Genomic DNA, 17,212 nt, shown 5'->3' with positions numbered 1-17,212 from the left:
ACTGTACAGTTGGAATTTACTATAATTATTTTTAAATTTAGAAATATGAGGTGATTTGATGGGGCTGTTTATCGTATCGGTGAATTAGCAGAAATTGCAATGGTCTCTAAACGGACGATTGATTATTACACATCAATTGGTTTGTTAAGTGCAGAACGATCCAAATCTAATTACCGAATATACTCTGATGAATCCTTAAAGGATTTAAAATTTATTGAAGAATGTAAGAGTTTACACTACCCGCTCGAAGAGATTAAAAGAAAACTAGATATGAAGAAGGACAAAACAATTCGTGATTCAGAAGTGGAAAAACATGTAAACACAGTTACACAGCAAATGCAGCAGCTTCAAAATGATTTATTTGACTTAATTCCATTCATTGAAAAATTGGATGATCTTCAAAAAGAAAAACTTACATCGAATCTAATGATGCTAAAATCATTGCTGACTAACTCCCTTTTGAATGAAACGAGTTAATTTTTTTAAATTACTAGGAGGTGACTCCTTAACTCGTATATAACGAGCTAAGGGAACTTATTTGGACATATTTAACTTGGTTTTAATAGCCATTTTAATTGCGTTAACTGCTTTTTTTGTAACTTCAGAGTTTGCTATTGTTAAAATTCGCAGTTCGAGAATTGATCAGTTAATTGAGGAAGGTAATTCGAGTGCTATTCCAGCGAAAAAAGTCATTTCAAACTTAGATGAATATCTTTCAGCTTGTCAGTTAGGAATTACAATTACGGCCCTTGCTTTAGGCTGGATTGGAGAATCAACCATTGAGCATTTACTCACTCCCCTTTTCAATGGACTAGAAATTCCTGAAGGTGTTTCCCATGTTTTATCCATTGGGATTGCTTTTGCAACTATTACATTTTTACATGTTGTCGTAGGGGAACTGGCACCTAAAACACTGGCTATTCAGAAAGCTGAATTGATTACTCTAATCATGTCGCGGCCGTTAATCTTCTTTTATAAAGTGATGTACCCGTTTATTTGGTTATTAAATGGGTCTGCACGAATTGTAACGAGTATCTTTGGTCTTAAGCCGGTCTCTGAAAGCGAAATGGCACATACCGAGGAAGAACTTCGTATTATCCTCTCAGAAAGCTATAAAAGTGGCGAAATTAACCAATCTGAGTTTAAGTATGTAAATAAAATTTTTGAATTTGATAACCGTATTGCCAAAGAAATTATGGTTCCAAGGACTGAAATTGTTTCATTATCCAAAGATGATACACTAGATACTTTTCTCGAAATTATTCGTGAGGAAAAATATACAAGGTATCCCATTATTGACGGTGATAAAGACCATATTATTGGTCTAGTAAATATTAAAGAAATGGTTACTGACCTAATCAGTAAAGAAACAATCTCAACTAAAACACTTGAACATTATACTCGTCCGATTATTAGAGTTATTGAAACGATACCGATCCACGATTTGCTTGTAAAAATGCAGAAGGATCGGATGCACATGGCTATTTTAATGGATGAATATGGCGGTACATCAGGTCTCGTAACAGTTGAAGATATCCTTGAGGAGATTGTCGGGGAAATCCGCGACGAATTTGATTCTGATGAGATTCCAATGATTCGTAAAATTAAAGAAAACCATTATATTATTGATTCTAAGGTTTTAGTTACTGAGGTAAACGATTTGCTGGGAGTCGAGATTGATGATGAAGATATTGACACCATTGGCGGATGGATTTTAACTGAGAACTATGAGGCAAAAGAAGGAGACTCTATTCATCACGAATCCTACATCTTTAAAATACTCGATATGGAAGATCACCATATTAAATATATCGAGGTAACTAAGGTTGCAAATGATGAACAAATTACGAATAAAATAGCCTTGCCACAAACAGAAGTACTTTCTTAAATATGATTTTTAAACAGACCAGCTTGGTCTGTTTTTTTGTAATAAAATTGTAATATTTTATTAAAATCCCAATCATCCTCCCTCTTGTAATCATATTCTAAAATTAAAGGGGGGAGAATTTCGATGGAATTAATTTTCTTATTTTTAGCGGCAATACTTTCTGGATTTGTTTTAATGAGTGTAGAACTGGTATCATTTTTAAGCTTCTTAGGTCCAATTTTTGATATCGTTGGCTCATTAGCAATGAGTATTTTTTCTTTAGCCTTTATCTATAAGGCGCTCAAAGCGCTATTTGGTAAATAAATCGTAAGCGCTTGCACCATTCTTCAATACACAAAAAAGATCAGGTTATCATATCTGATCTTTTTTCCTATCTGGTTATCTATTTCTTAATATAATAATTTCTTCCTCTGCTTTAGCTAATTTAATTAAGTGTGAATCCAGCCGACGATTAATGTGCTTAATTTCCTCACCATTTCCTAAGTTTTCCTCTAAGTGTTTTACTACATTGCCTTGAACGTCTTCAATACGCTGCAGAGATTCTTTTATATCTGATAAGTCAATTTGATTAACCTCCACTCGATGCTCAATACTGTCCATTTGCTCCAATCGAGAAAGTCTATGTTCGATGTTTTCTAACGTCTTATTAAACGTATCTATTAGTGTTTTAATATCAGAAATATTCTCATTTAATTTATCGAGTTTGTGCTCCATAGTTACTATCTCCCTTTTCGAATTAAATACATTTTATCACCTTTCACACTCTGAATATGTTACAAATTCTAAAACAATACTAAAAGGTTCTTTGTAGTAGTTAGTATCCGCTTTTCATGGCGATTATTACGGAAATATGAACATTTTTTTTAATAATCTCAAAAACAGAATTCCTTGTGAAAAATGTCACATGCAAACTAAATGAAAAACCTTAATCTAATTACATAAGAAATGATTAACATTTCTTTTAATAACAGTTTTCAATCTAATATGAATATTACCATTTTGAAAAGGTTGGTGCATTTATATGTTACTATCTATTGATGAAAAAGCGGCAAAGTGGTTTACGAATGAATTTGAGATTAATACAGTAAGAATGTTTCCACAATATGATGGTTTTGGCGAAAAACACAAAGGTTTCAGCCTGGCATTTTCTGCAGAGTCACCATCAAATATTGGCTATGCGAAAGAGATAAATGGTATATTCTTCTATGTAGAAGGAAATGATGTATGGTTTTTCGAGGATATTGAAACATGCTTATCCTATAACGACGAAATGAAAGAAATTCAAATAAGCTTTAAAGAAACATTTGCAATTAACTAATTCTTCACCAATATAATTTCTCTAGGGCAACCATCATAAATGGCTGCCCTATTTCCTATTTCCTATTTTATTTGTATACTTAAATTACATTTATTTAAGTTACGAATAAAATGAGATCTGTATTGGAATAAATGTATGCTCCTATATAATAATATGTGTGAGCATATCGCTCCTAACCTACGAGAAGGGATTGGACAAAATGGAAGATTGGGTTACAATTATTTTTACTTTCCTTGGAACTGGGATTGGAGGATTTACAGGCTACGTAATAATACAAAAATATTATAAAAAACCTGTAAATAAAACTACTGAGCTTATAAATGACTCACAATTAAATCTGAAAGAAGCACAAAACTATCCAATCATTGATGTAAGCATTGACCAGGTTCGGAAAGCTGTAAGGCAATTTTCTGATAAACTTCCTAATGGTGTTTATCGTACGTATATTGTCGAAGACGATAACAGTATCGATTTTAAACATCTAGCCCATATTTTAAACGGAATCCCGTCAAAGAAGTTTTACATGTCAAAGGAAACCTATGATCTTTTTGAAGAAAATGAAAAGAAAATACCTGTTGAAATGGACATGGTCCAAAAGGCAGTAGACCTATATGTTAAGGAACGTAAAGAATTTCCTATGCTTCAATTTGATCCGCAGCGAAGAGTAAATTATTATCAATTAATTCAAGAAAAATATTTAAAATCTACTCCTGAAACACAGTTCTATATTACTGAATTAGATGGTCTCATTACTCATATTAGGCCTGAAAAAAGGAAAGCACAAGACTCTTCTCATTGACGCTAGAAGAGTTTTTTTTTGCTTTTTTCCGTCGTATTGAGATAATATCAATAAACAACCATATTTTTGTAAAAATGAGGGATACACAGATGTCGAAGAAAAAGAATAAATCGCAGCATTTAGCGACGATTTCTCTAGCTGTCATGGGAGCAGGTTTTATTGTAACAATCCCTTTTCAAGATTCTCTTTGGGGAACAATTCTTCAGGGAGGCTTTGAAGCCGGCTTGGTTGGTGGTCTTGCAGATTGGTTCGCAGTCACCGCATTATTTCGCCACCCACTAGGTATACCTATACCACATACAGCACTTTTACCAAAGAACCGTAAGAGGATAATTGTTGCCATTATTTCAATGCTTGAAAATGATTGGCTGACAAAAGAAAGTATTCGAAAAAAAATATCAAGCATTCCCTTTACCGAAAAAATCTTTAACTTTGTAGAACAAGCAATTACAGGACAGCATGTAAGAAATATTACGATTAAGCTAATCCAGCATTTACTTCATTCAGTTGATAGTAAAAAATTAGCCCCTATTATTGAAAGCGAAATGAAGTTAAAGTTAAAAGATTTAGATGCAAGTAAGTATCTTCCAGTTATTATTGACCAACTACTTAAAAGGAAATATGATGAAAAGGCACTTGATTTTGTCCTAAAGGAAATTGATGATTGGTCTAAGAAAGAAAGTACAAAGGAAAAACTCGGCAGGATGGCAGTTGATGCTCTCGAAAATATTAAAGCGGATGGTTTTATGCAATTTGCTTTAAAATCCTTTACGAATATTGTGAATGAGGAAAAATTAGGAAACATTATTCAGGGGCTTATTCAAAAGGGTGTACACAGCTTTAGGGATCCATTTAATCCAAATAGGCAAACCCTTTTATTCCATATCGGGACAAAACTGCAAGATATTAAAACAGATGAAAACCTAGCTTTGGAAATAAATAATATAAAAGAACAACTGCTGTCACAATGGCACTTAGAAGATAAAATTACCGATTTTATTGAACAGCTTAAAGATAAGGCAATTACCCTTCTCGAGTCACCAAATTTTTATGAGGCTCATCTTCTTCCTCAGTTATCAAGGGCACTTGAAAGTTTGAAAACAGATGATGAAAAAATAAATGCAATTGAATCTTGGATCCAGCAGCAAATTTCCATTTTTGTTGATAATAATCATTCGAAAATTGGAAAACTTGTCGAAGAAAACTTAGAAAAATTGGATAATAAAACTCTTATTAATATGATCGAAAACAATGTGGGAAAGGACTTGCAATGGATCCGGGTAAACGGGGCAGTCTGCGGCTTTCTCATCGGTCTCATTTTGGTGGGCTTAAAATTAATTTTTTAAAAGTTTATTTACACCAGATGGATGGCCAATTGTATATTTATAAAAATTAAGCTGCAGGACATTTGTCTCTGCAGCTTAATTTTTGGATTTCCAAAGTTGTTCAAGAATTATTGCTAGTAATGTTCCTACTAATAAACCATTTTTACCTATATTTTGAATGATATATGGAAGACCGTTAAAGATATCATCTGGTAAAAACATGATTCCAATTCCAAATAATAAGGATAACCCGATAATTGTTATATTCCTGTCGTTTAATGGCTGTTTTGTCAGTGAGCGAATTGCTATCCCGAGCATCTCGATTAGTGTGCTTAATAAAGCAGCACTGGCTACGGGTAATGGTAAGGAAGCCAAGAAGCCAACAATACTCGGAAACAATGAAATCAATATCATAATCCCACATGCAAACAGAAAAGGAATTATACGGTATTGTTTTGTTAATCTAACAAAGCCTGCTGTAGCTGGTAAAGGCACCACACCAATTGTTGAAAATACAGCAGATAATAGATGGGAAACTCCTCCTATCGAGGTTCCTCGATTAAGCCTAACACGGAATTGCCCTTTATTATTTGGGATTGATTCCTCAGCAGCGGTGATGGCGGCTAATGTATTAGAAATGAGTAAAAAAGTAAATAAGATAGTTGTAATCAATACACTCCCCGTTATTACAGGGAAACCCCATGGAAAAATTTCTGGCAGCTTGATGATATCAGTTGATACTACTGAATTGCTTTGACGACCTTCTCCTAAAATTAAAAATGCAATCCACCCTGCTAAAATTCCTAATAAGATTGCATAGTTTTTTAACCATCCTTTAGCTTTAGATGAAAGTACAATAATAAAGGTAAATGTAAAAATAGCTAATAGAAAGCTCCTCACATCAAGCTGACCCGTACTGCTATCCATTGTTACCATTCCCTTTAAAAAGACACCACTTAATTGTATAGCTAATATAAACAGAAATGTGCCAGTAACAATTGGTGAAAAGAGAATCAATAAATGTTGGACCCACTTTGTTATCCCTAACAGGAATAATATTACTCCAGCAACAATCAATCCCGCCTCAAGGGTTCGTATAGTCTCCATCAATGACAAACCTTGCTGCGTTCCAATATTAGCAAAGATAACAAAAATACTAACCCAAGAGCCAGCTGGCCCATCTACTATTGGATATCTGTGACCAAATTTCCCTTGAATAAAAGAGCTCAATCCTACGATAAAAAACGTCCGCTGCATTAAAGCGGATATTTCTGCCGCAGATAAATGAAATACATTTCCAATTACAATTGGAAGCGCAATAGAATTAGCAAGTAAATAGATAAACCATTGAAACACACTTAAGTAATTGTTTTTTATATTCATTGATTGTTTATTAACCTTTCAGATTAAAAAATGTCAAAATCCTGTTCCAATAAGGGACAGCAACAGACATTCTCAATTATAACAAAATATAATTAATTGTTAAGCTTATGTAAGAGTCTAAAATTTTATTGGTTACCTTGCCTAAAATAATCTTAAGTTTTTAGGCACCATGCATAATGAGTTGTGTTAAAATTGTCACAAACACTTCTTCAAACTAATCTTTCTCTTCTTTAAACGATACCTTATGTTAAGCTGCCAGAATTATAGATAATCACTATTAATCCATTATTCTCTAAGAAGTCTCTTTTGAATCATACTTGGTCCTAAAAACATTTTAGTTCTAATACCTAAGAAAGTCATTGTTTACCTGAACCATAAAAACTTGATTTCATTTGAGCATGTTGTACAATGAAAGTGGGTGGAAATGATATTTTAGGATGTGTAAAGATTGTTAACCGTTAAGGACCTTTTTGAAATTAAAGCGATTGATGGATTAAAAATAGTAGCTGGGGAAAAAGGAATTAATAATGAGATAGCGATTGTAAATATTATTGAAAATCCTGAGGTATTCGATTGGTTATCACCAAATGAATTACTTTTATCAACAGGATATATTTTCAAGGACAATGAAGAGTTACAGAATCGAATCATTCAAGAGCTTTCCCAAATAAACTGTGCCGGACTAATTGTCAAAATGAAAAGATACTTTGATAAACTCCCACAGAACATGATTGACGAAGCAAACAGGCTTGGATTACCATTATTAGAATTACCATTTGAATATACCTTATCAAGGGTTATTTCGATTATTAATGAAAAAGCATCGGGAAGATATGATTTATTAAATAGAAAAACTCTAGACATACATAATTTATTTTTTAGAATTACACTTGAAGGCGGAGGAATAGATAGAATTTTATCAATGTTATCTGAGACCATTAATAATCCAATTATATTTGTAAATGAAGATTGGAAACTAGTGGACTTTACAGAACATATGAATAATAAAGTTCCGCTTTCATACTGTTTAGATTTGGTGAAAAATAGACCTGCTTTTCCAAAGGAATTCGTTGACTCTATTCCTAAAAATGTAAGTGAAATGAAAAAGACCATTCAACGTATTTATTATTTAGAAGACATCGAAGTAAATTGTAGAATCTTGCCTGTTGCCGCAGCAAGCTATATTTATGGATATATAATTGTATGGCAAACAGTAAGTGAACTAACTGAATTTGACTTCATCATTTTAGAACAGGCATCGACGAACATTGCGCTTGAAAGAATAAAAGCCAAGGAAATAGAAGAAGTGAAATTAAAGATCCGACAGGACTTTTTTGATGATTTGCTTACTGGAAAAATAACCTCTAGTGAAACCATCCATACGCTAAGTGAAATGCATGGACTCCATTCAAATTATATGTATTACTGTATTGTGATTAATATACAATCAGAGGAGTTAGAGAAGTATGAGGATATGGTGGCTAGAAGGGTCAGCTTGGAAAATAAAGCCCGAAAATGTGTAGAGCTAATATATGATTACGCTAATAAAGCAGATGGAGAAGTTACATGCATTCATCGAAACAATCGCATCATCATCTTAATCGGACAGCATGAAAACCGACCGGCAGTTTCTGTTAATGAAGCAAAACAATACACTAATAACCTATATAGTATCTTGAATAAGCAAATTAGCAATTCCAACTTCTTAATCGGCATTGGCAGACAGTATGAAACCATTCATTCTCTACATAAAAGCTTTTCGGAAGCAAATGAATCGATAAGATTAATGCAAAAATTTGAAAACAGTGGCGGAGTATCCCATTTTGAAGATCATTCTATCTACCACTTTTTAGATTCAAATATTAAGGCCCCTGACCTAGAAGAGTTTTTTATGAAGCAGCTCGGAAAAATTTATGAACACGATCAATTACATGGAACCAGCTACATCATTACATTAGAAAATTATTTTCAAAATAACTTAAATATCAGTGAAACAGCAAAAGCGATGTTCTTGCATCGGAACACACTGATCTATAGAATTGAGAAAATTAAAGAAATATTAAATTCTGATTTAAAGAATTCTGAGGAACTCCTTCAAATCCAATTAGCATTAAAAATCTTTAGATTGTTAAATAAGAAACTTCGCCTAGATTGATAAAGCTGAGCCCCGTTACCAATATAACGGGGCTTTTCATTTACAATTGTCCTGATACTACTTTTCCTCTAAAAATTACAGCTTCACGCTTTGGTGTTCTCGCTACTGCTTCTGCTGAACAGGATGCATGGACAAGAACTAGATTTGCCTCATCCCCAGGAAGCGGCCAGGCAACCTCGCCCTCCTGCGTTAATGGTGTAGGCCCTCCCGTCGCCCATTTTAGCGACTGTGCTAATGAACGTTCATCACTCTTACGATATAGCTCGCCATAACGCGTTACCTTTTCTAACACATCACCTGTGCCGAATGGTCCCCAGGAATCATAAAATCCATCGCAGCCTAAGTAAACGTTAACCCCCTTATGATCTAAAAGATCAATTGGAGGAAGGGTTCTTGTAATAGGAATGGTAGACATAATAGACATTCCCAGCCCGCTCAGCTTTTCTGCCATTTCTTCCTGCTGAGGCAATGGTACTTCCCCCAAGCTAAAAGCGTGGCTGACGGCTGTACGGTTGTGCCATTTTGCCTGTTCTACCATTTCAGCTAGTTTGTCAACTGTATAATAGCCAACATGTCCACTATCATGTAAATGTATATCAATATCTGCATCAAATTGTGTCGCAAGATTCATTACTTCATAGAGTGATTTTTCAATATTTCGGTCAATCCCTGCAGGGTCTAACCCGCCGACAAGGTTTGCTCCAGTTCTCATCGCTTCTTTCATCATTGGGATAACATTTTCTCTTAATAACCCATGTTGCGGAAAAGCTACAATCTCATAAGTAAGTCTGCCTGAATAATCTTCGAGCGCAGCTTTAACACCCTCAAGGTTCTTTAAACCGATATAGGGATCGATATTTACATGTGTTCGAATATGTGTCGAACCATGTGATAGAAGCAATTCAATCATAGCACTAGCACGCTGTTTGGTTGTTGGCATTAATTCCTCTAGTTCCGCCGCTTCTAATCGTAGCCGTTCTTCTAAATTTTTAGCTGGTATCGGTGACTTCCACTCAAGTGAAAGATAAGTTTTATCTAGATGATTGTGCATTTCTTTAAAAGATGGTAATGCTAATAACCCTTTTGCATCTTTTATGCTTTCACCTTGTGGAATAACAAAGCTATTATTCTGTTTTTCTACAATTCTTCCTTCTACAATTTTTAAATTAAAAAGCTCCGTTTTTGTTTCGTATACACCTTTTTCATCCTTGATATACCCAGTCTCTAATCTTACGTTTTTTATCCAATATGGAGTGGTCAATTCTATTTCCTCCTTTATACCTGTACCGGATTTGATTGTGTTAACTTACTTTCAACCTTTTTTCCTTTAAAAAATAACGCTTCTACAGCAGCCCTCCTAGCGACTGCTTCAGCAGAACAGGTTGCGTTTACGAGCATCATGGTTGCGTCATCGCCAACTTTTGGCCAAACACGATCGCCTTTTTCATTCAGCGGTGTAACTCCTCCAGTTCCAAATTTCAAGGTTCTTGACAATGAGTATTCGTCAGATAGTCGGAACCGTTCCGCAAGAATCCCAAGCTTTTGAATCGTATTCCCTGTTCCAAATGGTGACCAGTGGTCCGTAATACTGTCATGTCCCACAGAAACTTGAATACCAAATTTGTCTAAAGTTGGAATTGGAATTGTAGGTCGATTTACCGGAACTGTTGAAGTAATATCAATTTCTTGATCTTTTAATACCGCAGCTATTTCTGTAAGTGCCTCCCCATGTAAATCACCTAGTGCAATGGCGTGGCTGATTGTGGCCCTCCCTTTCAGACCTGCTTCTTTCGTATAATATGCCATTCTTTCAAAGGTAAATGCTCCCAAAGTGTTGGGATCATGTAAATGAATATCTACCCCTTTATTGTTTTCTACAGCAATTTCAAAAATTGTATTTAAGGATTTTTCAATATTTCGATCAACAGTAGCAGGGTCAACACCCCCAACTAATGTTGCACCATTCTTCATCGCACTGCGAACTAATTGAACAGATTCACTCTTTAACAACCCATGTTGCGGAAACGCTACGATTTCATATGTGAGAACATCCTCGTATTTTTTCAATGCGTTCACTGTTGCCTCTAAATTTTTGAGACCAATCACAGGATCTACATTACAATGAGTCCTAATATGGGTGTGACCATTTTTTAAGTACATTTCAATCATTTTCTCTGCTCGCTCCTGGGCAGTTGGCAGCAACTTTGGCAGCAGTTCTTTTTCTTCTTCTAATCGAGTAAAAATACCTTTTGTAAGTGGAGTACAAGCTTTCCAAGGTCCGCCATAATAGGTTTTATCAATGTGAATATGCATATCTCGTAACGTCGGAAGAAGGAGTTGACTGCACGCATCAACCTGTCGCTCTTCATCATTAGGAAAAACATTTGTGATCTCGGTAATTTTTCCATCTTCAATTTTCAAGTGGCATATTTCTGTTTCAGTACCTGAGATACGTTCATTTCCCTTTATGAAGCCTTTTTCTAAACGTACATTCGTCAGCCAAAATATATTCATTTTTAATCCTCCTATTAAAAAGTAGGAAAAGTACTTTTTTACAAAAGTACTTTTCATTTGTTTCCTTTACTTAACTACTACATCATCAATCATAAGGTAGTTCGCTGCATTCAGCCAAAAACCGCTTACGTTTTTGCTGTGGGCTGCTATATGCTCATAGTTACGAATTGGGATATATACAGCATCATCCATTTCGATTTGCATCACTTCTTCATATAGTGCTAAACGCTTTGCTTCATCTGTTTCTTTACGTGCTGCCTCAATCTTTTGGTCTGCTTCTGGATTACTGTAGTAAAAATGGTTACCCGCTGGACCCTGTGATGCAGAGTGGAATAAATTATACTGATTGTAATCTCCGTCACCAGTTGCATTTCCCCAACCGTTAATAACCATTTCATGTTCACCATTATTAAGCATTTCAATAAATGCACCGTATTCCATTACTTGTATTTCAACATTTACGCCGATTCCTTTTAATTGGGATTGAATTACTTCTGCCATGTTGATTCTTTCTTTTCGGTCACTTGTCAATAATTTAATTTCTAAACCATTCTCATAACCAGCTTCTTTTAACAATTGCTTTGCTTCATTCAAATCATAATCATAAGGCTGAATCTTGTCGCTATAACCTAAAACTTTAGGGCTCATCGCCGCATTTGCGAGTGTTCCTACATTATTATATACACCTTTAATAATAGCTTCTCTTTCAATTGCATGGCTGATGGCTCTACGAACCTTCACATCATCAAACGGTTTTTTCTTTGTATTAAATCCAAGGAATTCAACAGCTAGTCCTTCTGTACGATAAAGCCCCATTGTATCGGATGCCTCAATACGTTCAATTTCAGTCACCGGTACTTGGTCATTAATGTGTGCTTCTCCCGTTTCAATCATCGCAAGACGGGTTGCATCCTCAGGTACTACCTTATATACTACACGATCAATATTTGGCTTCTTGCCCCAGTAATTTTCATTTTTCGTTAATGAGATTTCCTGCCCGCTTTTCCAAGCATCAAATACAAATGGTCCTGTTCCTACTGGATGTTCAGCTAGTTTTTCAGGATTTTCAGCTAAAGCTTTTGGACTGATGATGCTACCTTCCTGGCTTGCCAAAATTGATAACAAAGGTGCATATGGGTAGGCAAGCATTAATTGAACAGTGTAATCATCTATTACTTTTACTTCTGTGATCATTTCAAATTTCGTACGTTGAGGTGAACCTGTAGCTGGATCTAATAATCGATTAAACGTTACTTTTACTGCCTCTGCGTTAAATGGGGTTCCATCATGGAAAGTTACATCATCTCTTAATTTAAATTCCCAAGTTGTATCATTTACTACTTTCCATTCTTTCGCCAATAGTGGTTGAATTTTAAAGTCCTTATCCGGAACTACAAGACCCTGATAAACTTTTTGGTAGATAATATTGGCTGATGGAATATCCGTAATAAAATGCGGGTCTAGCTTGGTTGCATCCGAAAGTCGAACAACTGTTAAGGTGCCGCCTTGTTTTTCCCCTTCTTTTTTACTTTCTCCTTCATTAGATGAAGTTGATTTTGTTGAACATGCTTGAGCAATCAATAGCATTAATCCTATTAATACTAATAGTATTGCTTTTCTTAAAACTCTTTTGTTTCCCTCCATTTTCGTCTCTCCTTCGATGATTTTTATAAGATTCTGAATTTAATAGGAATAAAATTTTTCACAATTCCTTTTAAATCCTTATCTGCATTATAGAAGATGATTCGCTGGAATATTTACAGAATATTTACAAGTATTTTAACTATTTTGACAAACAATTTAAAAAACATTTACTTTCCTGTTAATTTTGATAATTTGTACATATCTCGAAAAAATGAAAGTTTCTGAAAGGAGGAATATAACAGCAAGAATCGACATCATTCTTTCAAATCCAAATATTAAGGAGGGGTTTACGTGACACTTGAAGCAAAAACAGATTCACCAGTTGTAATTAAGCAAACAATGAATCAACCAAAAGAATCTAAACTAAGAGATTTCTTATCTATCTTAACAATGAATAAAGCGGCAATGGTCGGTGCGATCATTATTCTTTTCTATGTGTTTATCGCACTTTTCGCACCATTACTTGCTCCCTATGATCCTTACGAAATTAATTTAGAAAACAAATTAATACCTCCCTCAGCAGATCACTGGATGGGTACAGATGATAAAGGAAGAGATATCTTAAGTCGTATCCTTTATGGTTCTAGACTTTCGATGGGAATTGGAATAACTGCAGTAATCTTTGGTGCCTTTTTTGGAATAATTTTGGGACTCATCGCAGGCTATTATGGGAAATGGATTGATTCAACCATTATGAGAATCATGGATATCCTTTTGGCATTCCCAGGGATCTTACTTGCTTTAGCCATCATTAGTGCCCTTGGTCCTGGGTTAATTAATGTAACGATAGCTGTCGGCGCATATTCTATTCCATTATTTGCTCGTATTGTCCGCGGCTCTACTTTAGAAGTGAAAAGACTCGAGTATATTGACGCTGTCCGCTCACTTGGAGCGAATGACGTAACCATTATCTTTAAACATATTTTGCCAAATATACTATCACCTATTATTGTGCAAGGGACACTAAGACTTGCTACTGTTATTCTTTCAGCAGCTGGTTTATCTTTCCTCGGTCTTGGTGCCCAGCCCCCTTCTCCCGAATGGGGAACGATGTTAAGCAGTGGCAGGGATTTCTTATTCTCTGCACCTTATATCGCTATTTTTCCAGGGCTTGCTATTTCTATACTAGTTTTAGGCTTTAATATTTTTGGAGATGGATTACGTGATGCCTTTGATCCAAGAATGAAGAAATAGAGGAGGGTTAATTAAGATGTTGATGTTTATATTACGCCGATTAATGCAAACAATCCCGGTCGTTATAGGGGTAACGTTTGTCGTATTCTTTATTATGCAGCTAGTTCCTGGGGATCCGGCAGTATTGCTCGCTGGTGAAGGAGCTTCAAAGGAAACGATTGAAGGCATAAGGGAGCAATTAGGTTTAAATAGACCGTTATTGGTACAATATTTCGATTACTTAATGAGTGTTTTTCGTGGAGATTTTGGAGTATCACTTAAGAATAGTCAGCCTGTCTTAGATGAAATTTTAGTGAGATTGCCTATAACTATTGAGCTTGCCTTTTTTAGTATTCTTATAACAATCGTTTTAGGAATGGCCGCTGGTATTATTTCTGCGATTAAACCTTATTCCTTAAAAGATACAACGGTGATGGTCGTAGCGTTACTAGGTATTTCATTACCGAGCTTTTGGTTTGGATTAATGTTGATGTACTTCTTCTCAGTAAAACTGCAAATCCTGCCAGTTGCCGGTTGGGATAGTATTCTTCATGTTATCTTGCCTGCATTAACATTAGGTGCGGGCGGAGCGGCCATTGTAGCCCGTATGACAAGGTCAAGCATGCTCGAAGTTATTCGTCAGGATTATATTCGAACAGCTCGTGCTAAAGGGGTACGTGAAAGTGTGATTATTTATAAACACGGATTACGTAATGCATTAATTCCAGTTATTACAGTAGTAGGTTTACAATTTGGTGCGTTGCTTGGCGGGACGGTTCTAGTGGAATCCATATTTGCTATTAACGGCCTAGGAAGAATGATTGTTGACTCCATTCGGATGCGGGATTTACCAATGGTTCAAGGCGGGGTCTTAGTTGCCTCTTTGGTTTTCGTTATCGTGAATTTGATGGTGGATGTCCTTTATCGTTTCTTTAACAAACGGATTGAATTAAATTAACAGGTGGTGAAAAATGATGACGGAGAATAACAAACCAATTTTAGAAGTTAAAGGGTTAAAAACACATTTCTTTACCAAACGGGGCGTAAGTAAGGCAGTTGATGGCATCGATTTCAGTTTAAAAAAAGGGGAAACTTTAGGAATTGTCGGTGAATCCGGCTGTGGGAAAAGTATTACTTCTCTTTCTATTCTGCGTTTAATCCCCTCCCCTCCTGGTAAAATTGCTGGCGGACAAATCCTTTTTAAAGGAAAAGATTTAGTGACCATGTCAGAAGATGAGATGAGGAAAGTCCGTGGTAATGAGATTTCAATGATTTTTCAAGAACCGATGACATCATTGAATCCTGTTTTACCAGTTGGTGAACAAATTGCTGAAGCGTTACGGCTGCACCAAAAAATGGGACGTAAGGTCGCATGGGAAAAAGCAGTCGAAATGTTAAAGCTAGTCGGTATTCCTTCTCCGGAAAAAAGAGCAAAACAAGAACCTTTCCAATTAAGCGGCGGAATGCGTCAACGTGTCATGATTGCAATGGCACTTGCATGCACCCCTGAGGTATTAATTGCAGACGAACCAACAACAGCATTGGATGTAACCATTCAGGCCCAAATACTAGAATTGATCAAAGACTTGCAAAATAAGCTTGGCATGGGCGTCATTATGATTACCCATGATTTAGGTGTAGTTGCTGAAACATGTGATACAGTCGCCGTCATGTATGCAGGTAATATTATTGAACATGCCCCAACAAAGAAAATTTTCGGTAATCCAAGACATCCTTACACACAAGGTTTACTAGATTCATTGCCAAAAATTCATGAAGACCAGAAAGAATTACAAACGATTGAAGGGAGTGTTCCTAGTCCCTACAATATGCCCGTTGGCTGCAGGTTTGCTTCAAGATGTCCGCATCAGCAGCCACTATGTCATCAACAGCAGCCAGAGCTTATCGAGCAGAATGATGGTGTAAAGGTTCGTTGCTGGATATATACTGATCAATGGACTGGAGCGAAAGAGGAGGCTGTAAAATAATGCAGGTTGCAGCAGATAAGAAAGTATTATTACAAGTAGACCAGTTAAAACAATATTTCCCTGTAAAAACAGACTCTATCTTCAAGCCAAAATCATATGTAAAGGCAGTAGACGACGTCTCCTTCCATTTATTCGAAGGGGAGACGTTAAGTATTGTAGGTGAATCAGGCTGCGGAAAATCAACAACTGGCCGTGCGATTTTAAGACTTGATGAACCTACAGACGGAAAGGTCTATTATTCTGGGAAAGACATCTTAGGTTTAAATAAGAAAGAAATGAGAAAACTTCGAGGTGATTTACAGGTAATATTTCAAGATCCTTTTGCTTCTCTTAACCCAAGGCAAACTGTAAAGCAAATTTTAAATGAAGCGATGGCTATCCAAGATGTAGTAGATAAATCAAAAAGAGTCGATCGAATGCTTGAATTACTCGGATATGTTGGTCTTCCGCCAGAGGCTCTTGACCGCTATCCTCATGAATTCAGCGGCGGACAACGTCAGAGGATTGGGATTGCCAGAGCCCTTGCAGTAAATCCAAAATTAATTATCTGCGACGAAGCTGTTTCTGCCTTAGATGTATCAATTCAGGCACAAATCCTAAATCTATTAAAGAATCTGCAAAAGCAGTTTGGACTAACCTTTTTATTTATTTCTCACGATCTTAGTGTAGTAAGACATATCTCCGATCGGGTTATGGTTATGTATCTAGGGAAAGTTGTTGAGATTGCAGATAAAAAAGATTTATTTGATACACCGCTGCATCCATATACAAGGGCTTTGCTATCATCAATACCTGTACCAAATCCGGAATTAAAACGTGAACGGTTGGTTTTAAAAGGAGACGTTCCCTCCCCTATTAATCCGCCAAACGGCTGCCGCTTCCATACCCGATGTCCATTTGCAACGGAGAAATGTAAAACAGAAGAACCAGCTTTAAGAGAATTAGATACAAATCATATGGTCAGCTGTCATTACGCAGAAAAGTTTTTATAAGATTATTTTCTAATAATACGCAAATAAGGTAAA

At 35.8% G+C, this 17,212-nt stretch carries 16 protein-coding genes; 11 read left to right on the top strand and 5 right to left on the bottom strand.

Annotated features, from left to right (window positions below):
- Positions 1-75: 75 nt before the first annotated feature.
- From QNH29_RS07070 to QNH29_RS07060, 3 genes are all read left to right on the top strand, one after another.
- Entirely contained in the window at positions 76-477 is a 402-nt protein-coding gene (locus QNH29_RS07070; RefSeq protein ID WP_283865552.1) for a MerR family transcriptional regulator, read from the top strand.
- A gap of 61 nt (positions 478-538) precedes the next feature.
- Entirely contained in the window at positions 539-1,888 is a 1,350-nt protein-coding gene (locus QNH29_RS07065; protein ID WP_283864110.1) for a hemolysin family protein, read from the top strand.
- A 123-nt stretch (positions 1,889-2,011) separates the two neighbouring features.
- The gene (locus QNH29_RS07060) at positions 2,012-2,191 is read left to right on the top strand and encodes a hypothetical protein (protein WP_283864109.1); all 180 of its coding nucleotides are present in this window, start codon (positions 2,012-2,014) and stop codon (positions 2,189-2,191) included.
- Positions 2,192-2,266: 75 nt separating this feature from the next.
- Here the strand turns inward: QNH29_RS07060 and QNH29_RS07055 are convergent, their stop codons facing one another.
- Positions 2,267-2,602, bottom strand: coding sequence for a hypothetical protein (locus QNH29_RS07055; RefSeq protein WP_283864108.1), 336 nt, complete (start codon positions 2,600-2,602; stop codon positions 2,267-2,269).
- 307 nt (positions 2,603-2,909) lie between these two features.
- Between QNH29_RS07055 and QNH29_RS07050 the strand changes: the two genes are divergently transcribed.
- From QNH29_RS07050 to QNH29_RS07040, 3 genes are all read left to right on the top strand, one after another.
- Positions 2,910-3,206, top strand: coding sequence for a HesB/YadR/YfhF family protein (locus QNH29_RS07050; protein ID WP_283864107.1), 297 nt, complete (start codon positions 2,910-2,912; stop codon positions 3,204-3,206).
- A gap of 199 nt (positions 3,207-3,405) precedes the next feature.
- Entirely contained in the window at positions 3,406-4,005 is a 600-nt protein-coding gene (locus tag QNH29_RS07045; protein WP_283864106.1) for a DUF3939 domain-containing protein, read from the top strand.
- 89 nt (positions 4,006-4,094) lie between these two features.
- Positions 4,095-5,351, top strand: coding sequence for a DUF445 domain-containing protein (locus QNH29_RS07040; RefSeq protein ID WP_283864105.1), 1,257 nt, complete (start codon positions 4,095-4,097; stop codon positions 5,349-5,351).
- Positions 5,352-5,426: 75 nt separating this feature from the next.
- Here the strand turns inward: QNH29_RS07040 and QNH29_RS07035 are convergent, their stop codons facing one another.
- Positions 5,427-6,713 (bottom strand): purine/pyrimidine permease, encoded by a 1,287-nt coding sequence (locus QNH29_RS07035; RefSeq protein WP_283864104.1) that lies wholly within the window; start codon positions 6,711-6,713, stop codon positions 5,427-5,429.
- Between the two features lie 448 nt (positions 6,714-7,161).
- Between QNH29_RS07035 and QNH29_RS07030 the strand changes: the two genes are divergently transcribed.
- Positions 7,162-8,868 (top strand): PucR family transcriptional regulator, encoded by a 1,707-nt coding sequence (locus QNH29_RS07030; RefSeq protein WP_283864103.1) that lies wholly within the window; start codon positions 7,162-7,164, stop codon positions 8,866-8,868.
- Positions 8,869-8,908: 40 nt separating this feature from the next.
- On the opposite strand, the gene QNH29_RS07025 is transcribed toward QNH29_RS07030, so the two are convergent.
- From QNH29_RS07025 to QNH29_RS07015, 3 genes are all read right to left on the bottom strand, one after another.
- Positions 8,909-10,129 (bottom strand): amidohydrolase, encoded by a 1,221-nt coding sequence (locus tag QNH29_RS07025; RefSeq protein WP_283864102.1) that lies wholly within the window; start codon positions 10,127-10,129, stop codon positions 8,909-8,911.
- 14 nt (positions 10,130-10,143) lie between these two features.
- Positions 10,144-11,382, bottom strand: coding sequence for an amidohydrolase family protein (locus tag QNH29_RS07020; RefSeq protein ID WP_283864101.1), 1,239 nt, complete (start codon positions 11,380-11,382; stop codon positions 10,144-10,146).
- A gap of 66 nt (positions 11,383-11,448) precedes the next feature.
- Positions 11,449-13,026 carry a glutathione ABC transporter substrate-binding protein gene (locus tag QNH29_RS07015; protein ID WP_283864100.1) on the bottom strand — a complete coding sequence of 526 codons (1,578 nt, stop codon included), beginning with the start codon at positions 13,024-13,026 and terminating at the stop codon, positions 11,449-11,451.
- Positions 13,027-13,365: 339 nt separating this feature from the next.
- On the opposite strand from QNH29_RS07015, the gene QNH29_RS07010 reads away from it, so the two are divergent.
- The 4 genes from QNH29_RS07010 to QNH29_RS06995 are packed head-to-tail and all read left to right on the top strand — an operon-like array spanning position 13,366 to position 17,179.
- Positions 13,366-14,220 carry an ABC transporter permease gene (locus QNH29_RS07010; protein WP_283865551.1) on the top strand — a complete coding sequence of 285 codons (855 nt, stop codon included), beginning with the start codon at positions 13,366-13,368 and terminating at the stop codon, positions 14,218-14,220.
- 16 nt (positions 14,221-14,236) lie between these two features.
- Positions 14,237-15,157: a nickel ABC transporter permease gene (gene nikB, locus QNH29_RS07005; protein ID WP_283864099.1), complete on the top strand. Its 921-nt coding sequence runs from the start codon at positions 14,237-14,239 to the stop codon at positions 15,155-15,157.
- 16 nt (positions 15,158-15,173) lie between these two features.
- Positions 15,174-16,187: an ABC transporter ATP-binding protein gene (locus tag QNH29_RS07000; RefSeq protein WP_283865550.1), complete on the top strand. Its 1,014-nt coding sequence runs from the start codon at positions 15,174-15,176 to the stop codon at positions 16,185-16,187.
- Positions 16,187-17,179 (top strand): ABC transporter ATP-binding protein, encoded by a 993-nt coding sequence (locus QNH29_RS06995; RefSeq protein WP_283864098.1) that lies wholly within the window; start codon positions 16,187-16,189, stop codon positions 17,177-17,179. Before QNH29_RS07000 ends, QNH29_RS06995 begins: the two co-directional genes overlap by 1 nt.
- Positions 17,180-17,212: the final 33 nt, after the last annotated feature.

It is taken from the genome of Neobacillus sp. DY30 (genome assembly GCF_030123065.1).
Lineage (GTDB): Bacteria > Bacillota > Bacilli > Bacillales > Cytobacillaceae > Neobacillus.
The sequence above is the reverse complement of the archived record's forward strand: the minus strand, read 5'-3'. Positions and strand labels throughout refer to the sequence as shown.

What these genes read in the sequence shown, in the direction of transcription:
- QNH29_RS07000 (WP_283865550.1), top strand. Translation starts at nt 15,174, where the DNA reads ATGACGGAGAATAACAAACCAATTTTAGAAGTTAAAGGGTTAAAAACA.
- QNH29_RS07015 (WP_283864100.1), bottom strand. Translation starts at nt 13,026, where the DNA reads ATGGAGGGAAACAAAAGAGTTTTAAGAAAAGCAATACTATTAGTATTA.
- QNH29_RS07040 (WP_283864105.1), top strand. Translation starts at nt 4,095, where the DNA reads ATGTCGAAGAAAAAGAATAAATCGCAGCATTTAGCGACGATTTCTCTA.
- QNH29_RS07020 (WP_283864101.1), bottom strand. Translation starts at nt 11,382, where the DNA reads ATGAATATATTTTGGCTGACGAATGTACGTTTAGAAAAAGGCTTCATA.
- QNH29_RS07055 (WP_283864108.1), bottom strand. Translation starts at nt 2,602, where the DNA reads ATGGAGCACAAACTCGATAAATTAAATGAGAATATTTCTGATATTAAA.
- QNH29_RS07035 (WP_283864104.1), bottom strand. Translation starts at nt 6,713, where the DNA reads ATGAATATAAAAAACAATTACTTAAGTGTGTTTCAATGGTTTATCTAT.
- QNH29_RS07045 (WP_283864106.1), top strand. Translation starts at nt 3,406, where the DNA reads ATGGAAGATTGGGTTACAATTATTTTTACTTTCCTTGGAACTGGGATT.
- QNH29_RS06995 (WP_283864098.1), top strand. Translation starts at nt 16,187, where the DNA reads ATGCAGGTTGCAGCAGATAAGAAAGTATTATTACAAGTAGACCAGTTA.
- QNH29_RS07050 (WP_283864107.1), top strand. Translation starts at nt 2,910, where the DNA reads ATGTTACTATCTATTGATGAAAAAGCGGCAAAGTGGTTTACGAATGAA.
- nikB (WP_283864099.1), top strand. Translation starts at nt 14,237, where the DNA reads ATGTTGATGTTTATATTACGCCGATTAATGCAAACAATCCCGGTCGTT.
- QNH29_RS07060 (WP_283864109.1), top strand. Translation starts at nt 2,012, where the DNA reads ATGGAATTAATTTTCTTATTTTTAGCGGCAATACTTTCTGGATTTGTT.
- QNH29_RS07010 (WP_283865551.1), top strand. Translation starts at nt 13,366, where the DNA reads ATGAATCAACCAAAAGAATCTAAACTAAGAGATTTCTTATCTATCTTA.